This window comes from Haloactinomyces albus (assembly GCF_031458135.1).
GTDB lineage: Bacteria > Actinomycetota > Actinomycetes > Mycobacteriales > Pseudonocardiaceae > Haloactinomyces > Haloactinomyces albus.
In genome coordinates this window covers 2876665-2896216 of record NZ_JAVDXW010000001.1, presented here as the reverse complement: position 1 = coordinate 2896216, position 19552 = coordinate 2876665, and the positions used below count along the sequence as shown (strand labels likewise).

At 67.3% G+C, this 19552-nt stretch carries 17 protein-coding genes; 5 read left to right on the top strand and 12 right to left on the bottom strand.

From position 1 onward, the window contains the following. Positions 1-56: 56 nt before the first annotated feature. On the top strand, positions 57-1094 hold the full coding sequence (locus tag JOF55_RS13705; RefSeq protein WP_310274197.1) for a DMT family transporter: 1038 nt from the start codon (positions 57-59) through the stop codon (positions 1092-1094). A 209-nt stretch (positions 1095-1303) separates the two neighbouring features. On the opposite strand, the gene JOF55_RS13700 is transcribed toward JOF55_RS13705, so the two are convergent. Both JOF55_RS13700 and JOF55_RS13695 read right to left on the bottom strand, forming a co-directional pair. Further along, positions 1304-1987 (bottom strand): response regulator, encoded by a 684-nt coding sequence (locus JOF55_RS13700; protein WP_310274195.1) that lies wholly within the window; start codon positions 1985-1987, stop codon positions 1304-1306. Between the two features lie 59 nt (positions 1988-2046). Then, positions 2047-3336, bottom strand: a complete 1290-nt coding sequence (locus JOF55_RS13695) for an ATP-binding protein (RefSeq protein WP_374727489.1) — start codon at positions 3334-3336, stop codon at positions 2047-2049. 216 nt (positions 3337-3552) lie between these two features. On the opposite strand from JOF55_RS13695, the gene JOF55_RS13690 reads away from it, so the two are divergent. Together JOF55_RS13690 and JOF55_RS13685 are read left to right on the top strand one after the other, a co-directional pair. Then, positions 3553-4791 (top strand): PspC domain-containing protein, encoded by a 1239-nt coding sequence (locus tag JOF55_RS13690; RefSeq protein WP_310274191.1) that lies wholly within the window; start codon positions 3553-3555, stop codon positions 4789-4791. Then, the gene (locus JOF55_RS13685) at positions 4784-5098 is read left to right on the top strand and encodes a hypothetical protein (protein ID WP_310274189.1); all 315 of its coding nucleotides are present in this window, start codon (positions 4784-4786) and stop codon (positions 5096-5098) included. Before JOF55_RS13690 ends, JOF55_RS13685 begins: the two co-directional genes overlap by 8 nt. 6 nt (positions 5099-5104) lie before the next feature. Here the strand turns inward: JOF55_RS13685 and guaA are convergent, their stop codons facing one another. The 4 genes from guaA to guaB all read right to left on the bottom strand — a co-directional run bounded on the left by guaA (position 5105) and on the right by guaB (position 11473). Further along, entirely contained in the window at positions 5105-6721 is a 1617-nt protein-coding gene (guaA, locus tag JOF55_RS13680) for a glutamine-hydrolyzing GMP synthase (RefSeq protein WP_374727488.1), read from the bottom strand. Positions 6722-6908: 187 nt separating this feature from the next. Beyond that, a complete protein-coding gene (locus JOF55_RS13675) occupies positions 6909-8657 on the bottom strand; it encodes an FAD-dependent oxidoreductase (RefSeq protein ID WP_310274185.1) in 1749 nt (582 codons plus the stop codon). Positions 8658-8741: 84 nt separating this feature from the next. Further along, entirely contained in the window at positions 8742-9872 is a 1131-nt protein-coding gene (locus tag JOF55_RS13670) for a GuaB3 family IMP dehydrogenase-related protein (RefSeq protein ID WP_310274184.1), read from the bottom strand. Positions 9873-9961: 89 nt separating this feature from the next. Next, on the bottom strand, positions 9962-11473 hold the full coding sequence (guaB, locus tag JOF55_RS13665; protein ID WP_310274182.1) for an IMP dehydrogenase: 1512 nt from the start codon (positions 11471-11473) through the stop codon (positions 9962-9964). 197 nt (positions 11474-11670) lie between these two features. Between guaB and JOF55_RS13660 the strand changes: the two genes are divergently transcribed. After that, positions 11671-12072, top strand: coding sequence for a DUF5319 domain-containing protein (locus tag JOF55_RS13660; protein ID WP_374727281.1), 402 nt, complete (start codon positions 11671-11673; stop codon positions 12070-12072). A gap of 148 nt (positions 12073-12220) precedes the next feature. Here the strand turns inward: JOF55_RS13660 and JOF55_RS13655 are convergent, their stop codons facing one another. The 4 genes from JOF55_RS13655 to JOF55_RS13640 form a co-directional block, all read right to left on the bottom strand. Further along, positions 12221-13522: an anti-sigma-D factor RsdA gene (locus JOF55_RS13655; protein WP_310274178.1), complete on the bottom strand. Its 1302-nt coding sequence runs from the start codon at positions 13520-13522 to the stop codon at positions 12221-12223. Continuing rightward, positions 13523-14095, bottom strand: coding sequence for a sigma-70 family RNA polymerase sigma factor (locus JOF55_RS13650; protein ID WP_310274176.1), 573 nt, complete (start codon positions 14093-14095; stop codon positions 13523-13525). Between the two features lie 316 nt (positions 14096-14411). Next, positions 14412-15008 carry a response regulator transcription factor gene (locus tag JOF55_RS13645; RefSeq protein WP_310274173.1) on the bottom strand — a complete coding sequence of 199 codons (597 nt, stop codon included), beginning with the start codon at positions 15006-15008 and terminating at the stop codon, positions 14412-14414. Between the two features lie 285 nt (positions 15009-15293). Further along, positions 15294-16355: a MerR family transcriptional regulator gene (locus JOF55_RS13640; protein WP_445352014.1), complete on the bottom strand. Its 1062-nt coding sequence runs from the start codon at positions 16353-16355 to the stop codon at positions 15294-15296. A gap of 276 nt (positions 16356-16631) precedes the next feature. Here JOF55_RS13640 and JOF55_RS13635 point away from each other — a divergent pair, with 276 nt between their 5' ends. Further along, positions 16632-16934 carry a WhiB family transcriptional regulator gene (locus tag JOF55_RS13635; protein ID WP_310274170.1) on the top strand — a complete coding sequence of 101 codons (303 nt, stop codon included), beginning with the start codon at positions 16632-16634 and terminating at the stop codon, positions 16932-16934. An 84-nt stretch (positions 16935-17018) separates the two neighbouring features. Here the strand turns inward: JOF55_RS13635 and groL are convergent, their stop codons facing one another. Next, positions 17019-18632 carry a chaperonin GroEL gene (gene groL / locus JOF55_RS13630; protein WP_310274168.1) on the bottom strand — a complete coding sequence of 538 codons (1614 nt, stop codon included), beginning with the start codon at positions 18630-18632 and terminating at the stop codon, positions 17019-17021. 333 nt (positions 18633-18965) lie between these two features. Continuing rightward, on the bottom strand, positions 18966-19256 hold the full coding sequence (groES, locus tag JOF55_RS13625; protein ID WP_310274166.1) for a co-chaperone GroES: 291 nt from the start codon (positions 19254-19256) through the stop codon (positions 18966-18968). Positions 19257-19552: the final 296 nt, after the last annotated feature.

Genomic DNA, 19552 nt, shown 5'->3' with positions numbered 1-19552 from the left:
AAGGGCCTCGTCGGGACACACACCGGGCGGCGGGCAGAGCAGGCAGGGAGAAAGCAGTGAACAATCGGGCCAACTACCTTCGCCTCGGCGTCCTGGCGATCTTGTGGGGAGCGAGCTTCCTGCTGATCAAGGTCGGGCTGGAGGCTCTGTCCCCCGTCCAGATCGCCTTCGCGCGCATCGCCCTCGGTGCACTCGTCCTGCTCCTGCTGTGCGCCCTGTGGGGAATCCGGTTGCACGGCGGTGGCACCGCCGAAGCGCGCGCGCTGTGGCGCAACGTCACCATCGCCGCCCTGTTCGGCAATACCCTGCCGTGGGTGCTGTTCGGGCTGGGCGAGCAGACGGTGTCCTCGGGGTTGACCGGTGTTCTCAACGCCACCACGCCGCTGTGGACCATGCTGTTCGGGCTGCTGTTCGGAGTCGAGAGAACGCTCGCACCGACACGGTTCGCCGGGCTGATGCTCGGTTTCGGCGGGGTGGTCCTGATCCTGGCCCCCTGGAACGGCAACGGTGTGTTCGGGTGGGGCGTGCTCGCCTGCCTGGCCGCGGCCGTGAGCTACGGCATCGGATTCGTCTACATCGGTCGCAGCCTCACCGGTGCCCGCATCAACGGGCAGCAGCTACCACCCCTGGGGCTCGCGGCGATGCAAATGACCGCCGCTACGGGACTCGGCCTGCTCGCGCTTCCCATCGGCGGACTGCAACCCGTGGCATTGGATCCGGTGCCCCTGCTCGCCGTCGGTGTGCTGGGTGTTCTCGGCACCGGATTCGCGTTCGCGGTCCACTACCGGATCATCGCCGACGAAGGCGCCACCACCGCGTCCACCGTGACGTACCTGATGCCGGTGGTTTCGGTCCTGCTCGGTTGGCTGGTGCTCGACGAGCAGTTCGGGGTGCGCGTACTGGCGGGCATGCTCGTCGTCCTGGCCGGTGTCGCACTGAGCCGGCGCAAGGACGGCGGAACGTCGACAGGCGGCACGCGGAGCGAGGCCGCGTCCAGTGCCACCTCCAGGGTCGTGGCCTCGAAGCGACGCAGCGACTCCGAGAACTCCGAGGTGCCCGGGAACGCAACATGCGAACCCCAAGGACATGAATGAGGGGTGGGTGAACAGTTTCGCGCGAAATCACAAAAATGTGATTTCGCGCGAAACTGCATCTCTCGGGTGTCCGGCCATCCACAAGAGCCTTCGGTTTTCCACAACCACGGGCACCCACGGGCACACCCGTGTCCCACGCTGCCGTGGTTCCTGCCGCCCGAGCGCGCACTACTCTTCCCCGGTGGTGTCTTCCCCGGTGGGTACGGCACTCACACCAGGCGGCGGTCCGAGGCCCAACGCGAGAGCTCGTAGCGATTCGACAGTTGCGTCTTGCGCAAGACGCTGGACACGTGCGTCTCGACCGTTTTGACCGAGATGAACAGCTCCGCGGCGATCTCCTTGTACGCATAACCCCGCGCGAGTAACCGCAGCACATCGCGCTCACGCGGGGTGAGCTGATCGAGCTCGGGATCCCCCACCGGTGCCGAGTTCGGCCCCTCCGAGAATGCATCGAGCACGAAACCGGCAAGCCTGGGGGAGAACACCGGATCCCCGGCGGACACCCGGCAGATCGCGTCGGCCAGCTCCCTCCCGGAAATCGTCTTCGTCACGTATCCACGGGCACCACCACGAATGACCGTGATGACGTCCTCGGCCGCGTCGGAGACCGACAACGCCAGAAACACCACCTCCGGCTGCTTGTCGCGCACCCGGCGCAGCACCTCGGCACCACCACCGTCGGGCATGTGCACATCCAACAGGACGACCTCGGGTTCGAGATGACCGATCCCGGCCACCGCCTCGGCCACCGAACCGGCCTCACCTACCACCTCGACCCGGTCGCCCGCACCGGCGAGCTCGGCACGCACGCCGGTGCGGAACAAGGCGTGGTCGTCGACCAGGTACGTCCGCACCGGCCCGGTCCTGTTGTCCACCTCACCTGCACTGGTCATGGCAACTCCCTTTCCGGCCGTGCTGCTCGCACCGCCCCGTCCCGGATGACCCACGCCCCCTAGCGACCGGCACGAGGCATTTCCAATTGCACCTCGGTCCCGGCGCCGGAAGCGGTACGCAGGCGCACCCGACCACCGTTGCGTTCCATCCTGCCCCGGATCGAGTCGGCAAGTCCGTGCCGGTCGTCGGGAACATTCTCCGGATCGAAGCCTGCACCGCGATCCCGCACGAAAACCTCGACGCACTCCTGCTGCACCTCGGCGTAGACACTGACCTCGCCCACTCCCGCATGCTTGGCGGCGTTGACGATGGCCTCCCGGGCAGCCGCGAGCATCGCCGCGCTCGCCTCGTCGAGAGCACAGTCACCCACCACGACCTGCTGCACCGTGATCGCGAACGTGTCCTCGACCTCCCCGCAGATCCGGGCGAGCTCATCGGACAGCGCGCTGTTCCGGTGCACGGCCGGAGAACCGCCTTCCCCCCGAGCGGCACCCATCCGGTCGACCACCGCCTGTCCGGCTTCTCCCCGCCCGGACGGCGCCCGGCCGGTGCCACCCGATCCGTACAGCCAGTGGCGCAGTTCCCGCTCCTGGCCCCGCGCCAGTCGCCGGACCTCCCGGGAGGACTCCGCCTGTTTCTGGATCAGCGCGAGAGTCTGCAGTACCGAGTCGTGCAGATGTGCCGCGATCTCGGCGCGCTCCTGCGACCGGATTCGGCTCGCTCGTTCGACATTGAGGTCGCGTACCAGGCGCACCCACCACGGCACCGTGATCACAGCGACACCGACCAACGTCGCCAGCACCGCCAGCAGAGCGAACTGCAGCGCACTCACGGTCGCACTGCTCGCCAGAAAAACCACGATGCCCGCTACCACGAGACAGACACCGGCGAGGACCCGCACGGCGGCGAAACGGCCTCCCCCACCGAGCATCGCACCCGCCATGCCGGAACGGGCTCCCTGGCGCCACCTGCGCCGCTGCGACTCGTCGGCCTCCCGCCAGACCACCGCAGCACCGATGAGAGTCACCGCGAGCGGCCCGGCCAGCCACGGTGGAAGCGCCCCGAAGGAGACGACGGCGACAGCCAGACCGATTCCGAGAACGAGCAGGCCGAGGCCCTGCTGACGCTCCCGAGATGACAACGGGCGGTCCGCATCGGAACGCTGCGGTACGAATACCCACAGCAGGCCGTAGGCCACGATCCCGGCACCGCCGAACGCGGCAAGCGCGGCGAACACCGCCCGTACCCACAGCACCGGCACACCCAGGTGTTCGGCGACCCCCGCGGCCACACCGGCGACCAGCCGGCCGGAACGCTGCCTGCGCAACCGCGCGGATTCGGGCAGCATGCCCGAATCCTGCACGTCCTGCCGGTGAGCGGCGTCCACGGGCGGACGGTCACGCTGGTCCGCCTGCTGCACGGAACGCTTGGTCCGGACATTCACAACATCGATGGTTCCACGTGCGTGCCCACCCGGACATCGGGGAACAAGCCGCGTCTTTCCGGGCCGACTCAGGGGCGTCCCCGATGCCCGAACCGTCACCTGCCCCGGATAGTGGAAACCATGCGTGGGCCAGACGGAAAGAAAACCGCGGGTATCGAGGACACGGTCCGGGACTTCTGGGCCGACCGGCCGGTGCGGCCACGCACGGGCACCAAGCTCGGCGGTGTCTCGGCAGCTCTCGGCAACCGGTACGGCATCGACCCGGTCCTGGTACGAGTCGCGTTCGTGGTCGGCACCTTCTACGGCGGCGCCGGGATCGTGCTGTATCTGCTGGGATGGCTGCTGCTACCGAGGGAAGGCACCGGCAGACCCGGCGAGAGCAGGTCCCACACCACATCGGGACCGATGCTGGTGCTGCTCGTGCTGCTGCTCATTCCCGCCCTGTTCGCCGTAACGGACCTCGCAGGCCTGTTCGGTCTGATCCTCGGTGGTCTCGCCCTGTACCTGCTGCACCGCCACTACCGGGATCGCACTCCCCGGGATCGCACTCCGGCTCCCGGGTCCCCGGCACAGGTCGAACAGCCCACCGGCGGTGAGAACAACACGTGGGTGTATCCCGGCGCGGACAGGGACAGTGCGGGCTACTCCACGGCTGCGGAGACCGAACGCACGAGTCCTCCGTCGTGGGATCCGCTCGGTGCGGCACCCTTCGCCTGGGATCTTCCCGAGCCCGGCGAACAGCACCAACCCGAACCGGAACCCCCGCGCGCACAGCGCCGGTCGGTCACCCTCGTGACTCTCGGGCTCGCCCTGTCGGCAGGCGGTATCAGCATGGCAAGCGGCATGTCACCCGCCGACGCGGTGGCCATCGGGGTGGGAGTCCTCGGCACCGGAATGGTCGTCGGCGCGTTCCTGCACGGCGGTCGAGGCCTGATCGGCTTCGCGGTCCCGGCCGCAGTGCTGGCGATGCTGCTCAGCGTGCTGCCGATCGACCCGTGGCGCGGGTTCACCTCCCAGCAGGTGCGGCCGGACACGATCGGCGCCGTACGCGGGAACTACACCGGCTCGGTGGGCAACATCGAGCTCCATCTCGACGACCTGCGGTTCGCCGAGGGCCAGGATCTCGGGACGCGTGCGCACATCGGGCTGGGCAACATCAGCGTCCACCTTCCACCCGACGTCGACGCGACCGTGCGGTGTTCGACCGACATGGGCGCTGTCGACTGCCTGGGCGAACAGCGCGAGGGCAGACAGCCCCGTGTCGAGACCACCGACTTCGGGGCGGACGGCCCCGGCGGAGGCACCATCACACTCGATCTGACGGCAGGAACCGGTAATGTGGAGGTTTTCCGTGGCTGACAACGATCACGTGTACCCCGACTCGGAAACGTCCCGGAACTCGGGGGGACCGGACTCCGGAGTACCGAGCTCGGCTGCCGACATGTCGGGCACACCGCCGCCCATGTCGAAGGCGCAGTCCCCGACTTCCGCACGGCGTGGCGGTCCCGACCCGGTCACCCTGACCGCGGGGCTGCTCACCCTGGCCGTCGCGGTCCACGTGCTCATCGGCGGGCCGTGGAGCCTGCACTGGGTGCTGGCGATCGGCGCGGTCGGCATCGGAGCCGCCATGCTCATCGCCTCGTTGCGCCCCCGCCACGACCGGTAGACACGTTCACTCCCACTCGATGGTGCCCGGGGGCTTCGAGGTCACGTCGATGGTCACCCGGTTGATCTCGGCGACCTCGTTGGTGATCCGCGTGGAGATCCGCTCCAGCACGTCGTAGGGCAGCCGCGTCCAGTCGGCGGTCATAGCGTCCTCGCTGGAAACCGGCCGCAGCACCACCGGATGACCGTAAGTGCGGTGATCACCCTGAACACCGACCGACTGGACATCGGCCAGCAGTACCACCGGGCACTGCCAGATGTCGCGGTCGAGTCCGGCTGCGGTGAGTTCCTCACGCGCGATCGAGTCGGCGGCTCGGAGAGTCTCCAGGCGCTGCGCGGTCACCTCACCGATGATCCGGATGGCCAGCCCCGGACCGGGGAACGGCTGGCGGTGCACGATCGTCTCCGGCAGCCCGAGCTCCAACCCCACCCGGCGCACCTCGTCCTTGAACAGCGCGCGCAACGGCTCGACGAGACCGAACTGCAGGTCCTCGGGCAGCCCGCCGACATTGTGGTGGCTCTTGATGTTGGCGGCTCCGGAACCACCGCCGGATTCCACCACATCCGGATACAGCGTTCCCTGAACGAGGAAATCGATGTGCTCGCCCGCTTGCCCCGCCTCGGCCTGCAGGTCACGGGCGGCCTGTTCGAAGACGCGGATGAACTCCCGCCCGACGATCTTGCGTTTCTCCTCGGGCTCGCTGACACCGGCCAGCGCGTCGAGAAACTGCTGCACGGCGTCGACGACGACCAGCCGGACACCGGTTGCCGCGACGAAGTCGCGCTCCACCTGAGCGCGCTCACCCGCACGAAGCAGACCATGATCGACGAAAACGCAGGTCAGACGGTCTCCGATGGCGCGCTGAACCAGTGCGGCCGCCACGGCCGAGTCCACCCCACCGGACAGCCCACAGATCGCACGCCGGTCACCGACCTGCTCGCGAATGGCGGCGACCGTCTCATCGACGATGGAGGAAGTGGTCCACTGGGGCCGGACACCTGCGATGTCGTGCAGGAATCGCCGGAGCACCTCCTGACCGTGCGGGGTGTGCGCCACCTCGGGGTGGTACTGCACCCCCGCGATCCTGCGTTCGGTGTTCTCGAACGCCGCCACCGGTGTGTCCTTGCTACCCGCCGTGACGGTAAAACCCTCGGGCGCCTTGCTCACCGAGTCGCCGTGACTCATCCACACCGGGTGGTGGCCGGGGAGGTCCTCGTGCAGGGTGCCGCCCCGGCCGACCACCGACAGTTCGGTGCGCCCGTACTCGCGGGTGCCGGTGTGTTCGACGGTGCCGCCGAGCGCCGAGATCATCGCCTGGAAGCCGTAGCAGATGCCGAACACGGGGACACCGGTATCGAACAGAGCGCCGTCGACCTGGGGGGCATCCGGCGCGTAAACGCTGGCCGGGCCACCGGAGAGCACGATCGCAGCCGGATCGCGGCGCACGATCTCCTCGACCGGGGTGTCGTGTGGAACGACCTCGGAATACACCTGCGTCTCGCGCACCCTGCGGGCGATCAGCTGCGCATACTGCGCGCCGTAATCGACGACGAGAACCGGCCCCTGCCCTGCCGAGGACTGATCCCCGGAAGTCTGTTCCTGCGGAGCACGGCCGCTGCTGATAGTGCCGGACACGTCGTCTGAACCTCCTGGCCGTTACCGGGTGACACTCCCGTCCTACGCAGGATTATCCCAGGTAACCAGCAGCACAATGGCACCGGCCCCGCCCTGTCCGGCTTCGCATGCGGTTCCGCGCGAAAGAACAAAAATGCAGTTTCGCGCGAAACTGCAAAAACCACCGGAGTGCCGCTCAGGGGCGCAGTGCACCGGGGGCATCAGCGGGCACGGCGGGCGCCTTCGGCGCGACCGGCTCGACACGTCGGTATCCCTCGGACTGGGACGCGCGCGGATCGGTTTCTCCCTTGTTCGGCCACAGCGAGAACGCCCGCTCGGCCTGCGCGGTGATCGTCAGCGAGGGATTCACACCGAGGTTCGCGGTGATCGCCGAACCGTCCACGATCGAGAGTGTCGGATAGCCGTACGCGCGGTGATACGGGTCGATCACCCCGTGCTCGGGATCCGCACCGATCGGGCAGCCACCGATGAAGTGCGCGGTCAGCGGAATGTCGAACAGTTCGCCCCAGGTGCCCCCGGCGATGCCGCCGAGTTTCTCGGCAGCCCGCCTGTTGGCCTCCTCACCCGCCGGGATCCAGCTCGGATTCGGTGCGCCGTGCCCTTGCCGTGACGTGAGCCTGCGGCGCCCGAACAGCCCTCGACGCAGCCGCGTGGTCAGCGAATTGTCGAGACTCTGCATGACCAGCAGGATCACGGTGCGCTCACTCCACCGGCGCACCGACAACAACCGCAACGCCAACAACGGTCGCTTGACCGCCGTTCGCAACCACTGCCGCCAGCGTGGCGTGGACTCGGCTCCCGTGGTGGGCAGCGTCTGCAGAAGCCCCATGGCGTTGCTGCCCCTGCCGTAGCGGACCGGTTCGATGTGGGTGTCACTGTCCGGATGGAACGACGAGGTGATCGCGGTCCCCCGGGAGAAATCACGATCCGCAGTGACCCGCGGTGCCTGCGCACCGATGATCGACTCGGAATTGGTCCTGGTGAGCTCACCCAACTTCGTCGAAAGCCGCGGCAGATCGCCACGTTCCCGAGCCCGGTGCAACAGGTTCTGAGTCCCCCACGTCCCGGCAGCGACGACGACCTGATCGGCGGTGAAGGTCCGTCGGCCCCGCCTGAACCCGGCCCCGGTGCGTTCGGTGCCGATCCGCCAACGACCGTCCGTATCCTGCGCCAGTCCGCTGACCGTCGTCATCGGCCACACCTCGGCGCCGCCCGCCTCGGCCAGATACAGGTAGTTCTTCATCAGCGTGTTCTTGGCACCGACCCGGCACCCCGTCATGCAGGCACCGCATTCGGTGCAGCCGGTGCGGGTCGGCCCCGCACCCCCGAAATACGGGTCCGCGGAGTCCTCGCCGGGTTTGCCGAAGTACACGCCCACAGGCGTCGGGTGGTAGGTATCGCCGACGCCCATGTCCGCGGCAACGTCCTTGATCACCTCGTCCGATGGCGTCACCGTGGGGTTGGTGACCACCCCCAACATTCGACTGGCCTGGTCGTAGTGCGTGGCGAGTTCGTCCTCCCAGTCGGTGATGTGGGCCCACTGGGAATCGGTGTAGAACGGCTTCATCGGCCGGTACAGCGTGTTCGCATACACCAGCGAGCCGCCGCCGACGCCCGATCCGGCGAGCACAAGCACGTTGCGCAGCAGGTGGATGCGCTGGATCCCGAAGCAGCCGAGCTGCGGTGCCCAGAGGAAACGGCGTAGGTCCCACGAGGTTTTCGCGAACTCGTCATCGGCGAACCGCTTGCCCGCTTCGAGAACCGCGACGCGATAGCCCTTCTCGGTCAGCCGGAGCGCGGCGACGCTGCCGCCGAAACCCGAACCGATGACGACGACGTCGTAGTCGGTCCCGTTTCGGGCGCCGCTCTTGCCACTGCTGCCGTGGTTCCCGCCTGTGCTGTGTTCCCCGCCACGTGAAGCCATGCGGGACAGGCTAGACGTAAAAGTTACTTGCCGGTAGTCCTGTGAGACGGTTCATCTCACCCGGCAGGACACAGCACGCCGCACTCAGCGGCACAGCATCAAGCCGACCTTCTGGAACTCCTTGAGTTCGGAGTATCCCGTCTTCGCCATCGCCCGGCGCAACGCACCGAACAGGTTCAGCGTGCCGTACGGATCGCTGCTCGGGCCGAACAGCAGTGTCTGCAGGTCGGCACCCGCTCCAGCAAAGCCCGCAATCTCGCTGCGTGGCAGATTCGGATGCGCGGCGGCGGCCGTCCAGTAGTATCCCTGGGCCGGTGCCTCCGCTGTCTCCGTCAGCGCCTCACCCAGCATCACCGCATCGGCACCACACGCCACCGCCTTCGCGATATCTCCCGAGTAGGACAGGCCACCGTCGGCGATCACGTGCACGTAGCGACCGCCGGTCTCGTCGAGATAATCCCGGCGCGCCGCTGCGGCATCGGCGATCGCCGTGGCCATCGGTACCCCGATGCCCAGGGTCTGGGTCGTGGTCGCCGACCGTGACTGGCCGAACCCGACGATCACTCCTGCCGCACCGGTGCGCATCAGATGGATAGCGGTCCGGTAGTCACCGACCCCACCGGCGATCACGGGCACATCGAGGTCCGCGATGAACCGCTTGAGGTTCAGCGGTTCCCCGTCTCGAACGACGTGCTCGGCGGAGACGATGGTGCCCTGCACCATCAACACCTCCACGCCGGCTGCCAGCAGAGTCGGGGTCAGTTCCTCGGCGTGCTGCGGGCTGACCCGTGCCGCCACGGTCACCCCGGAATTCTTGATCCGCTTGACCGCCTCGGTGAGCAGGTCGTTTCGAATCGGCGCGGAGTGCAACTCCTGCAGCATCCGGATCGCCGCCTCCGGATCCTCATCCTGCTCGGCGGCTCGGATCACCTGCAACAGCGCCTCTTCGGCGTTCTCGTGGCGCGCCCACAGCCCCTCGGCATTGAGGACGCCGAGACCGCCGAGTTCCCCGACGCGCACGGCGGTATCGGGAGAGACGATCGCATCGGTCGGATGGGTGACCAGCGGGATGTCGAAGCGGTAGGCGTCGATCTGCCAGGACAACGACACATCCTTCGACGAGCGGGTACGTCGAGAGGGCACGATCTCGACATCGTCCAGGTCGTAGCCGCGCATGGCCGTCCGGCCCATGCCGATCTCCACAAGATCCCGCACGTCAATCCTCTCCTCGCAGTGCCTGTGCTCCGACGGCGCATTCTCTCCGGTACGGGCGCTCTCGACGTCGTCGGGTCACTCTTTCGGGGTCACCGCGTCGTGTAGTTCGGAGCCTCACTGGTCATCGTGATGTCGTGCGGATGACTTTCCCTGAGTCCGGAAGCGGTGACCCGCACCAAGTGGGCCGCCTGCAACTCGGCGATCGTCTGCGCACCGGTGAAGCCCATCCCCGAGCGCACGCCACCGACGAGCTGATGCACGACCTGACCCAGCGGGCCGCGGAACGGGACGCGGCCCTCGATGCCCTCGGGGACCAGCTTGTCCTCGGAAAGCACGTCGTCCTGGAAGTAACGATCCTTGGAGTAGGACTGAGAGTCCCCGCGCGACTGCATGGCTCCCAACGAGCCCATGCCCCGGTAGACCTTGAACTGCTTGCCGTTGACCAGCACGAGATCACCGGGAGACTCGGCGGTACCGGCGAGCAGGCTGCCGAGCATCACACTGCCGGCCCCCGCGGCGATCGCCTTCGCGATGTCGCCGGAGTACTGGATACCGCCATCGGCGATCACCGGCACACCGGCCGGACGGCACGCCTGATCGGCCTCGTAAACCGCGGTGATCTGGGGAACACCGACCCCGGCGACCACACGTGTCGTGCAGATCGAGCCGGGTCCCACACCCACCTTGACGCCGTCGGCCCCGGCGTCGATCAGTGCCTGCGCACCGGTTTTGGTGGCCACATTGCCCCCGACCACGTCGACCGAGTGACCGAGTTCGCGCTTCAACGTCGCCACCGTGTCCACCACCGCGCGGGAGTGCCCGTGCGCGGTGTCCACGACGAGGACATCAACTCCCGCGTCGACCAGCGCCATGGCGCGTTCGTGCGAGTCCGCACCGACTCCGACCGCGGCACCGCACAGCAGCCGCCCGTCGGGATCCTTCGTGGCGTCGGGATACTGCTCGGTCTTGACGAAGTCCTTGACGGTGATGAGACCACGCAGCTTGCCCGCGTTGTCCACGATCGGCAGCTTTTCCACCTTGTTCCTGCGCAGCAGCCCCAGTGCGGCATCGGCGGTGACTCCGACCTGCGCGGTGATCAGTGGTGCCGGGGTCATGATCTCCCGGACACGCTTGGTGTGGTCCACCTCGAAACGCATGTCACGATTGGTGATAATGCCCACAAGGGTTCCGTCCGGCTCGGCCACCGGCACCCCCGAGATCCGGTACCGGGCGCACAACGCGTCCACCTCGGCGAGCGTGTCCTCCGCCGAACACGTGACGGGATCGGTGACCATGCCCGCCTCGGACCGCTTGACCACCTCGACCTGCGCCGCCTGCTCCTCGGCGGGCAGATTGCGCTGCAGGATGCCGACTCCGCCGAGGCGGGCCATCGCAATCGCCATCCTCGCCTCGGTGACCGTATCCATGGCGGCCGAAGCCAGCGGCACGCGCAACCGGATATTGCGCGAGAACTGGGTACCGGTGTCGACAGTGCCGGGGGTGACGTCGGACTCATCCGGGAGCAGGAGGACATCGTCGAAGGTCAGCCCGAGCGTCGCGAACTTCGTGGGAAAACCTGGTGCGGTGAGTTCGCTGGTCATTGCGCGAAGGAATGCCTTCCTCAGAAGCTGGTGGCCCCGCGGAGTCCGCGTCCGACGACGGTGACACCGCGCCGCAGGCAACGGTGCTCGTCAGCGCTCCAACACGCCTCGCGGGTGGGATACCCCCATCATATCGGTTGCTCTTCGGTGACCCGGTGCCCGGCCACGACACAAGCGGACTGGACGCTACCGGTACCGTGCGGAATGTGCCGCATGACCCGTTGCCACCAGACCCGTTCGCGGGCGATCCGGATGACCCGAGTATGGAACTCGGCGACCACGACTCCGAGCAGGAACCACCGCTCGGTGATGACGAACGGGCCGAGTTGCTGTCGGACCTGACAGACCTCGCCGTGTATCAGGCGCTGCTGGAACCCCGTGGAATCCGCGGCATCGTCGTGGACTGCGGGGATTGCGGTGAGGTCCATTACCACGAGTGGGAGCTCCTGCGTTCCAGCCTGGAACAACTGCTCAACGACGGCCGGATGCGCCCGCACGAACCCGCTTACGAACCGAACCCGGGCCACTACGTCAGCTGGGAGTACTGCCGCGGCTTCGCGGACGGCGTGACCGAGACCGAGAACGAAAGCAGCCGCTGAGCACTCTCGGCTCCCAGGTGAGGCACCGAACCCGGCGGAATCGACCGAGCTCGACGGGATCCATACCACCGGTACTACTGTGGCGCCGCTGCCCTCGGGCAGCGGCGCCACAGTAGTGTCTTTCGTTCGGCACCCGGTGCGGTACTGATCAGGGCGGAAGAAGCCCCGCATCACCGGTGCTGTGCGACGAGTGCCCGCTCGACGTTCTCCGGTCCGAGCTTCCATCCGGGTTTCCGTCCGAGCTCCCGGGCGAGGAGCTACTCGGTGTCCCGGACCGACTCGGTTGCTTCGGCGACGTACTCGGCGATTGCGAGCCGGTGCGTGTCGGCATCGACGAGGACGGGGACGACGAGGGCACCGAGGAGGTCGAGCTCGGTTCGGCGGAACTCGACGGCAACGGTTGTGTCGAGGACGAGACCACGGGCAGCGGCTCCTCGACCCTGCTCCGACCACGCTCGATCTTCGCACTCAGCGATGCGTGCGCGGCCTGCAGATCCGACAGGCCATGCCCGGCGTCGACCGTGTCCATCTTCTCCTGCGCTTGCTGGAGGGCCTCCTCGGCTGCCTCGGAGCGCCCCTTCTCCCACGCCGTGCCTGCCTTTTCGAGCTGCTGCTGCGCTTGCCAGGCGGCCTGGGCCGATCGAGCGTGATCGGTGTAAAGGACCTGGGCGACGCTCCAGAGAGCGTCCCCGGGGCGCGCATCGCGTGCCGCGAGCCCCACACCGGTGAACGTGATCATCAGCACAGCCGCCGCCGTCGCGATCGGCACCAGGTGACGCCGTTTGCGTCGGCGCGGTTGCGTACGCCCCGCGGCGACGGCGGATAGCGCGGTGTCGGTGTCGACGAGATCACCGATCGGCGCGGCGTCGACGTCGCGCCGCCATGCCACCAGCAACGACTCCAGAGCGGGTTCGTCGTCCGTCAGTGCGACATCGGGGTCGGTACCACCGAGTGCGTCCAGCAGCTCGTCATCGGCTTGGAGCGCGGAGAGGTCGATGGGCTCGTCATCCGCATCGTCGTCTCCGAGCGGTTTCTCGTTCTCGCTGTCCCGGTGCACTTCCGCCGCGTCCGAATCGTCCTCTTTCCTGCGAAAGCTCAGGACCTCCGCAGTGTCGTCCGCGGCTTCTTCGGCTTGCTCGGTTCGTTCGGCTTGCTCGGTTCGTTCGGCTTGCTCGGTTCGTTCGGTCTGGGAAGTCTGCTCGGTCACCTGTTCCTCGTCGGCGATGCCGTCCTGTTCGGACGTCACCGTCTGTCGGTCCGGCTCCGAAGCGGACTCATGGTTGTCGGACTCACCATCGCGGTCATCGTCGATCGGTTCGAACTCGTCGTTTGATGTGCTGCCTGCGGGTACATCCCGCTCGGTCTCGGTACGCGAACGGTCGTCCTGCCTGCGGGACCCAACAGGGTCGTGTCCGTCACCGTCATCCCCGGACCCTTTTCGCTCAGCCATTCAGACCACCTCCTCCGCGGACAGCGTCTTGCGCAGCCGGGCCAGTGCACGATGCTGCGCCACTCGCACCGCTCCCGGCGTCGAATCGACCGCTTCGGCGGTTTCCTCCGCGGACAATCCGACGACCACCCGGAGCAGCAGGATTTCCCGCTGCTTTTCCGGGAGGACACGCAACAACTGCGCCATCCTGCCCGAAAGCTCACCCTGTATCGCCCGCTGTTCAGGACCGGACTCGGGCTCCGGGGTATCCGGAAGGTCCGCGACCGGTTCGGAACGATTGCGGGCCGACGCACGGTGCGCATCAGCCACTTTGTGCGCGGCGATGCCGTACACGAACGCCAGGAAAGGACGGCCTTGGTCACGATAGGTGGGTAGCGCCGTGAGCACGGCGAGGCACACCTCCTGTGCGACATCGTCCGCCGAAGCGTACGAACGCTCGTTTCGTCCGACCCTGGCGCGGCAATACCGCACCACCAAAGGACGGATTTCCGCCAGCAAGCGCTCGATCGACTGACGGTCGCCGTCGACGGCGGCGCTTACAAGAGCGTCCAGCCCGTCCCCCACGTTGCTCATCGCAGACAGCAGCCCTGGTGTTACGCGGTTACGCGATTCGGATTCGTCCGGCGTGCCCAGCGTGCCTCGCACGCTGATCCACCGTCACCGTACCGGGCGACAACAGGTCACCGAACAAGGACGGGTCCCCGAACGACATCTCCATGGCCGCAGGGGCCGGAGGAGCGGCGGTGGCCGCAACGGAAGGAGAGGCCACAAGAGAAGTGGGGGCCGCGAACGGAAGGCGAGGGCGACGGGCGGTCATGGTCACACGTCCACAATTACCAGATGCCCGCCCAAGAGCCGCACTCCAGTATTCGCGTCCCGAACCCACTTCTCAGGCAACCAGGCCACGGCGGAACCCATGGGCCACCGCCTGTGCCCGATCACGCACTCCGAGTTTGCGGAACAAGCGACGCGCATGCGTCTTGACCGTGTCCTCCGACAGGTACAGTTCCCGCCCGATCTGACCATTGCTCTTGCCCTGAGCCATGCCACGGAGCACCTGCAACTCCCGGTCGGTGAGTTGCACACCGGGGTCCGAGGGCTGCCGGGGCGAGGGCACCGAGGTGCTTGCGAGCGTGTGCGCGAGCGCGGCGACCAGTTCCGGCCGGGAAGCATCCCAACGCAGGTATCCGCGCGCACCGCCGGCGATCGCCGCGGCGATACTGCCCGCGTCGTCCGGTGCGCCGAACACGATCACATTCGCTTGCGGATGCGCCGAGACGAGCCTGCGGGTGGCCTCCACGCCGTTGGGCACCGCGCGCTGCGTGCCGACGAGGACAACATCCACGGACTGTCGAGCGAAGCGGGCAAGCAGCTCGTCACCATGCGCTACGCAATCGATCCGGCTCACTCCGGGGACGGCGGACATCACACGGGTGAGCCCTTCCCGAACGCTCCGCCGATCATCACAGATCAAGACCGTCGTCACGGGAACTCCTTTCCTGCAGGCGGGTGAACGTTCCAATTCCCCCATCGGCTGCAGAGGCCCGTACCTTGACACGATCCGGTGCTAAATCCGTTCAGACGGTGATCAGGTTGCCTCCACTGAAGTTCACCGGAATGGAGCACAGACTTGCGGCACCTTGTCACTCGTTATGGCGTATTCACCCCGACAGGGCTGTCACCTGCGATACTCACTCGAAAGCACCCCTTCCTACCGGTCGGTCACTTCCGAAACGAAACGAGTGCGATTCGCCGCAACTCGATTCGTGATTTACATCACACCATCGCTTGCCGATCCACATCCCAGGATGGTTTCGGACACACGATCCACCGCGGTCGGCAACGAGCCCAGCACTTCGACATGGGCGGGCATGGCTTCCGACTCCCATCCCCCTCCCGCCGCGAACGCACGAAACCGCTGGCGCGGATTGGGCAGGTCGGCGATCAGGTGCGGGGCCGCGTAGTGGGACTGCTCGGCCCACAGCACGACGGCGGCCGGGGCCGCCCGCCTGATGGCGGTATCCAACCCCTCCTTCGGGAGAGCGGACCCGAACAAGCGATTACCCACCCGGTTCGCCGCCAGGGCCGCCGCGAGCGCGACGAGTTCGAGTTCCTGCCCCTCCCCCGGCACCGAGGCGAGGACAGCCGGACGAGGGTTGAGCGGCGGTGGCGCGTTGGCGATCACCGCACGAAGCGCCGTCGATGCGCAGTCGATCAGCAATTGGGACACTTCGGTTCCGGAGCCCGAGCGCTGTCGGCGCTCGGTCAGGGCCCGCAGTACCGGCTGCAGCACGTCACACCAGGTTGCCACGACTCCCTCGGCCTGCATTCCCTCCAGCAGGAGCTGCTGCGCCGACCAGGAGTCGAGTGCGAGTGCGGCCCGCCCGAGCCCGCGCGCACGCGGGCCCGTGCCGCTGAGCTTCAGGCCACCTCCACCGGTATGGGGTGCCCTTTCGGACCCGGACGGATCATCGGCGGTGTCGAGGACACCGGACAGCAGGACCGGCTCGCTGCTTACGGCCGATTGCTGCGTTCCCCCGGAAGCCGACGCCTCCGAGGAACCGCGCTGCGGTGTCGCCGTGGCGGTTCGGGCATAGCGAGCCGCCTCCGCGGGCGAGGCCCCCCGCAACAAGGCGCGTTGCATCTGCTCCAGCCGCGCGATGTCGTCGGGCCCATAGCGGCGATGGTGGCCCGTTGTGTGGTCGCTGGGGCCGATGCCGTATCGGCGGTCCCAGGTACGCAGAGTCGCCGGGGCCACTCCCAACCTGCGGGCGACCGCCGCGACCGTGAGCTTCGGTGGCTCCCGCTCATCGGACACGTCCTCGTCGGACACGTCGACATCGCCCTCGGGCGCGGAGTCGGCATCATCCGCGACCGCTGAGTCGGTCCACGCCTGGACAGGTCCCGGCCTCGTCGTCACGGGGCCATGTTCGGGGTTGGCGACCAGGATCGGCAACCCGGGTTGTTCTTTCCAGGATCACCCCACCGTGAACAACCTTTGGCGCGTTGAGGGTTGAACAAGCTTTGGCGCGGTTTTACGGTGATCGGTGCGAGCTGCGGCAAAAGCCGCGGCAGGAGGGGACCCACCGGGTTGGAGGTGGTTGTCGCAATGGCGGACACACGGCGTCTTCCAGGGCCGAACGCCGATATCTGGGATTGGCAGATACGCGGTTCCTGTCGGGGAATGGACAGTTCGTACTTCTTCCATCCCGACGGCGAACGAGGACCGGCTCGAGCAAGACGTGAGGCGAAGGCGAAAGAGGTCTGCCACCACTGCCCCGTACTCGAACAGTGCCGCAAGCATGCGCTGGCCGTACAAGAGCCCTACGGGATCTGGGGCGGGTTGTCGGAGTCCGAGCGCGAGGTCATCGTCAAGACACACCGGCGGCCGGTCGATACGGTGGCGAGCTGACAGAATTCGGGGCGGCACCCCGGCGTGGGTGCCGCCCCGAATTCTGCCCGGATGATCCCGAGGGGATCACTCCAGTGTCGTGTCTCAGTGGCCGTGGCCGTGACCGGAGGAGGACTCCTCCTCTTCCTCGGGCTTGTCCACCACGGCACTCTCGGTGGTCAGCACCATGCGCGCGATGGAAGCCGCATTGGAGACCGCGGAACGGGTCACCTTCAGCGGGTCCACGACGCCCGGACCGATCAGGTCGCCGAACGACTGGTTGCCCGCGTTGTAGCCCTCGCCCCACTTCATGTCGCGGACCTTGGAGACCACGACGGCGCCTTCATCACCCGCGTTGCTGGCGATCCAGAACAGCGGGGATTCCAGAGCCGAACGCACCAGCTGCACACCGGTTGCCTCGTCACCGCTGAGGCCGAGGTTGTTGGTGAGCGACTGCGCGGCGTGGATCAGGCTGGAGCCACCACCGGGGACACTGCCTTCCTCGGCCGCGGCCTTGGCCGCCGCCACGGCGTCCTCGATGCGGGACTTGCGCTCCTTGAGCTCGGTCTCGGTGGCCGCACCGACCTTGAGCACCGCGACACCGCCCGCAAGCTTGGCCAGCCGCTCCTGCAGCTTCTCGCGGTCCCAGTCGGAGTCGCTGGCCTCGATCTCGTTGCGGATCTGCTGGACGCGGCCCTGCACGTCCTCCTTGCTACCGCCACCGTCCACGATGGTGGTGTTGTCCTTGGTGATCGTGGCGCGGCGAACCGTACCGAGCACCTCGGGGCCGACCTCGGAGAGCTTGAGCCCGACCTCGGGGGAGATCAGCTGCCCACCGGTGACGGCGGCCAGGTCCTGCAGGAACGCCTTGCGGCGGTCACCGAAGTACGGTGCCTTGACCACGGCGACCTTGAAGGTCTTGCGGACGGCGTTGACGACCAGGGTGGACAGTGCCTCGCCCTCGACGTCCTCGGCGATGATCACCAGCGGCTTGCCGTCGTTGGCGATCTTCTCCAACAGCGGCAGCAGCTCCTGCATGTTGGAGATCTTCTCCTGGTGCAGGAGGACATTGGCGTTCTCCAGAACGGCTTCCTGCCGCTCGGAGTCGGTGACGAAGTAGGGGGAGACGTAGCCCTTGTCGAACTGGACACCCTCGGTGACCTCCAGCTCGGTGGCCAGGCTCGAGGACTCCTCGACGGTGATGACACCGTCGTCGCCGACTCGCTCCATCGCCTCGCCGACCAGCGCGCCGATGTTCTCGTCCCGCGAGGAGACGGTGGCGATCTGGGCGATGTTGTCGCGCCCCTTGACCGGGGTGGCCTTGTCCCGCAGCGACTCGATGACCGCGTCGGTGGCCTGCTGGATGCCGCTACCCAGGGAGGCCGGGTTCGCACCTGCCGCCAGGTTGCGCAGGCCACCACTGACCAGCGCCTGGGCGAGCACGGTCGCGGTGGTGGTGCCGTCGCCTGCGACGTCGTTGGTCTTCGTCGCCACGTTCTTGACGAGCTGGGCACCCAGGTTCTCGTAGGGGTCGTCCAGCTCGACCTCGCGTGCGATGGTCACGCCGTCGTTGGTGATCTGCGGCCCGCCGAACTGCTTGTCCAGGACGACGTGGCGGCCGCGCGGCCCGAGGGTGACCTTCACCGTGTCGGCAAGCTGGTTGACACCGCGCTCCAGCGCGCGGCGGGCCTGCTCGTCGAAGGTGATCTGCTTAGCCATGTTTCAACAGCCCTTCAGCATGAATGCGGTGAGTGTCCGTTCTCGAAAACTGTTCCACGTATCCGTGCGAGGCCGGTGCGATCACCTGGGGCTCTTTCCCGAGAGTGATCTTTTCCGGCACTGGCGGCACCGTGCCCGGATCGGCCACCGGTGCAGCCCATCGAGGGACACCGGCACGGGTTTTGCGCTCGTGCGGAGCACGATGACGTCCCCGGAAGCGGCGGTTGGAGCAACCACGGACCCAGTCCGAGAACAGTTTTCACATGCGACCGCCCCGGCGTCCCGGTGGCGGGACCGCCGGGGCGGCGCTACTGCGCTCTGGCAGCGCTGGTCTCAGTTGACGACAGCCAGCACGTCGCGGGCGGAGAGCACCAGGTACTCCTCACCGTTGTACTTGACCTCGGTCCCGCCGTACTTGGAGTAGATGACGACGTCGCCTTCGTTGACGTCGAGCGGGATCCGGTTGCCCTTCTCGTCGACGCGGCCGGGGCCGACAGCCAGAACCTTGCCCTCCTGGGGCTTTTCCTTGGCCGTGTCCGGGATCACGATGCCGGACGCAGTCGTCGTCTCGGCCTCGCTCGCCTGGACAACGATCTTGTCCTCAAGCGGCTTGATACTCGCCACGGTCTGACCTCCACCTTCCGGGGCCTTCGAAGCGTTGGCTGGATATGCAACGGCTCCGTGGCTCCCCGCCGTCGCGGGTGCCGGGGCGCTCCGGCGCCGTTGTTCTAGCACTCTACCGAGGAGAGTGCCAGCCTTCAACAACACCCCACCATTGAGGGATGCCCTGCCTGTCTCCCGAGCCGTTCACCCCCCGATGCGGGGAACGGTACTCGCGATCGGAGCAGGCGCAACGGCAGCGCTCGGCCCGGCAGATGTGGAAAACACGAATCCGGGAAGATCCCCGCCACCGGTCGGTC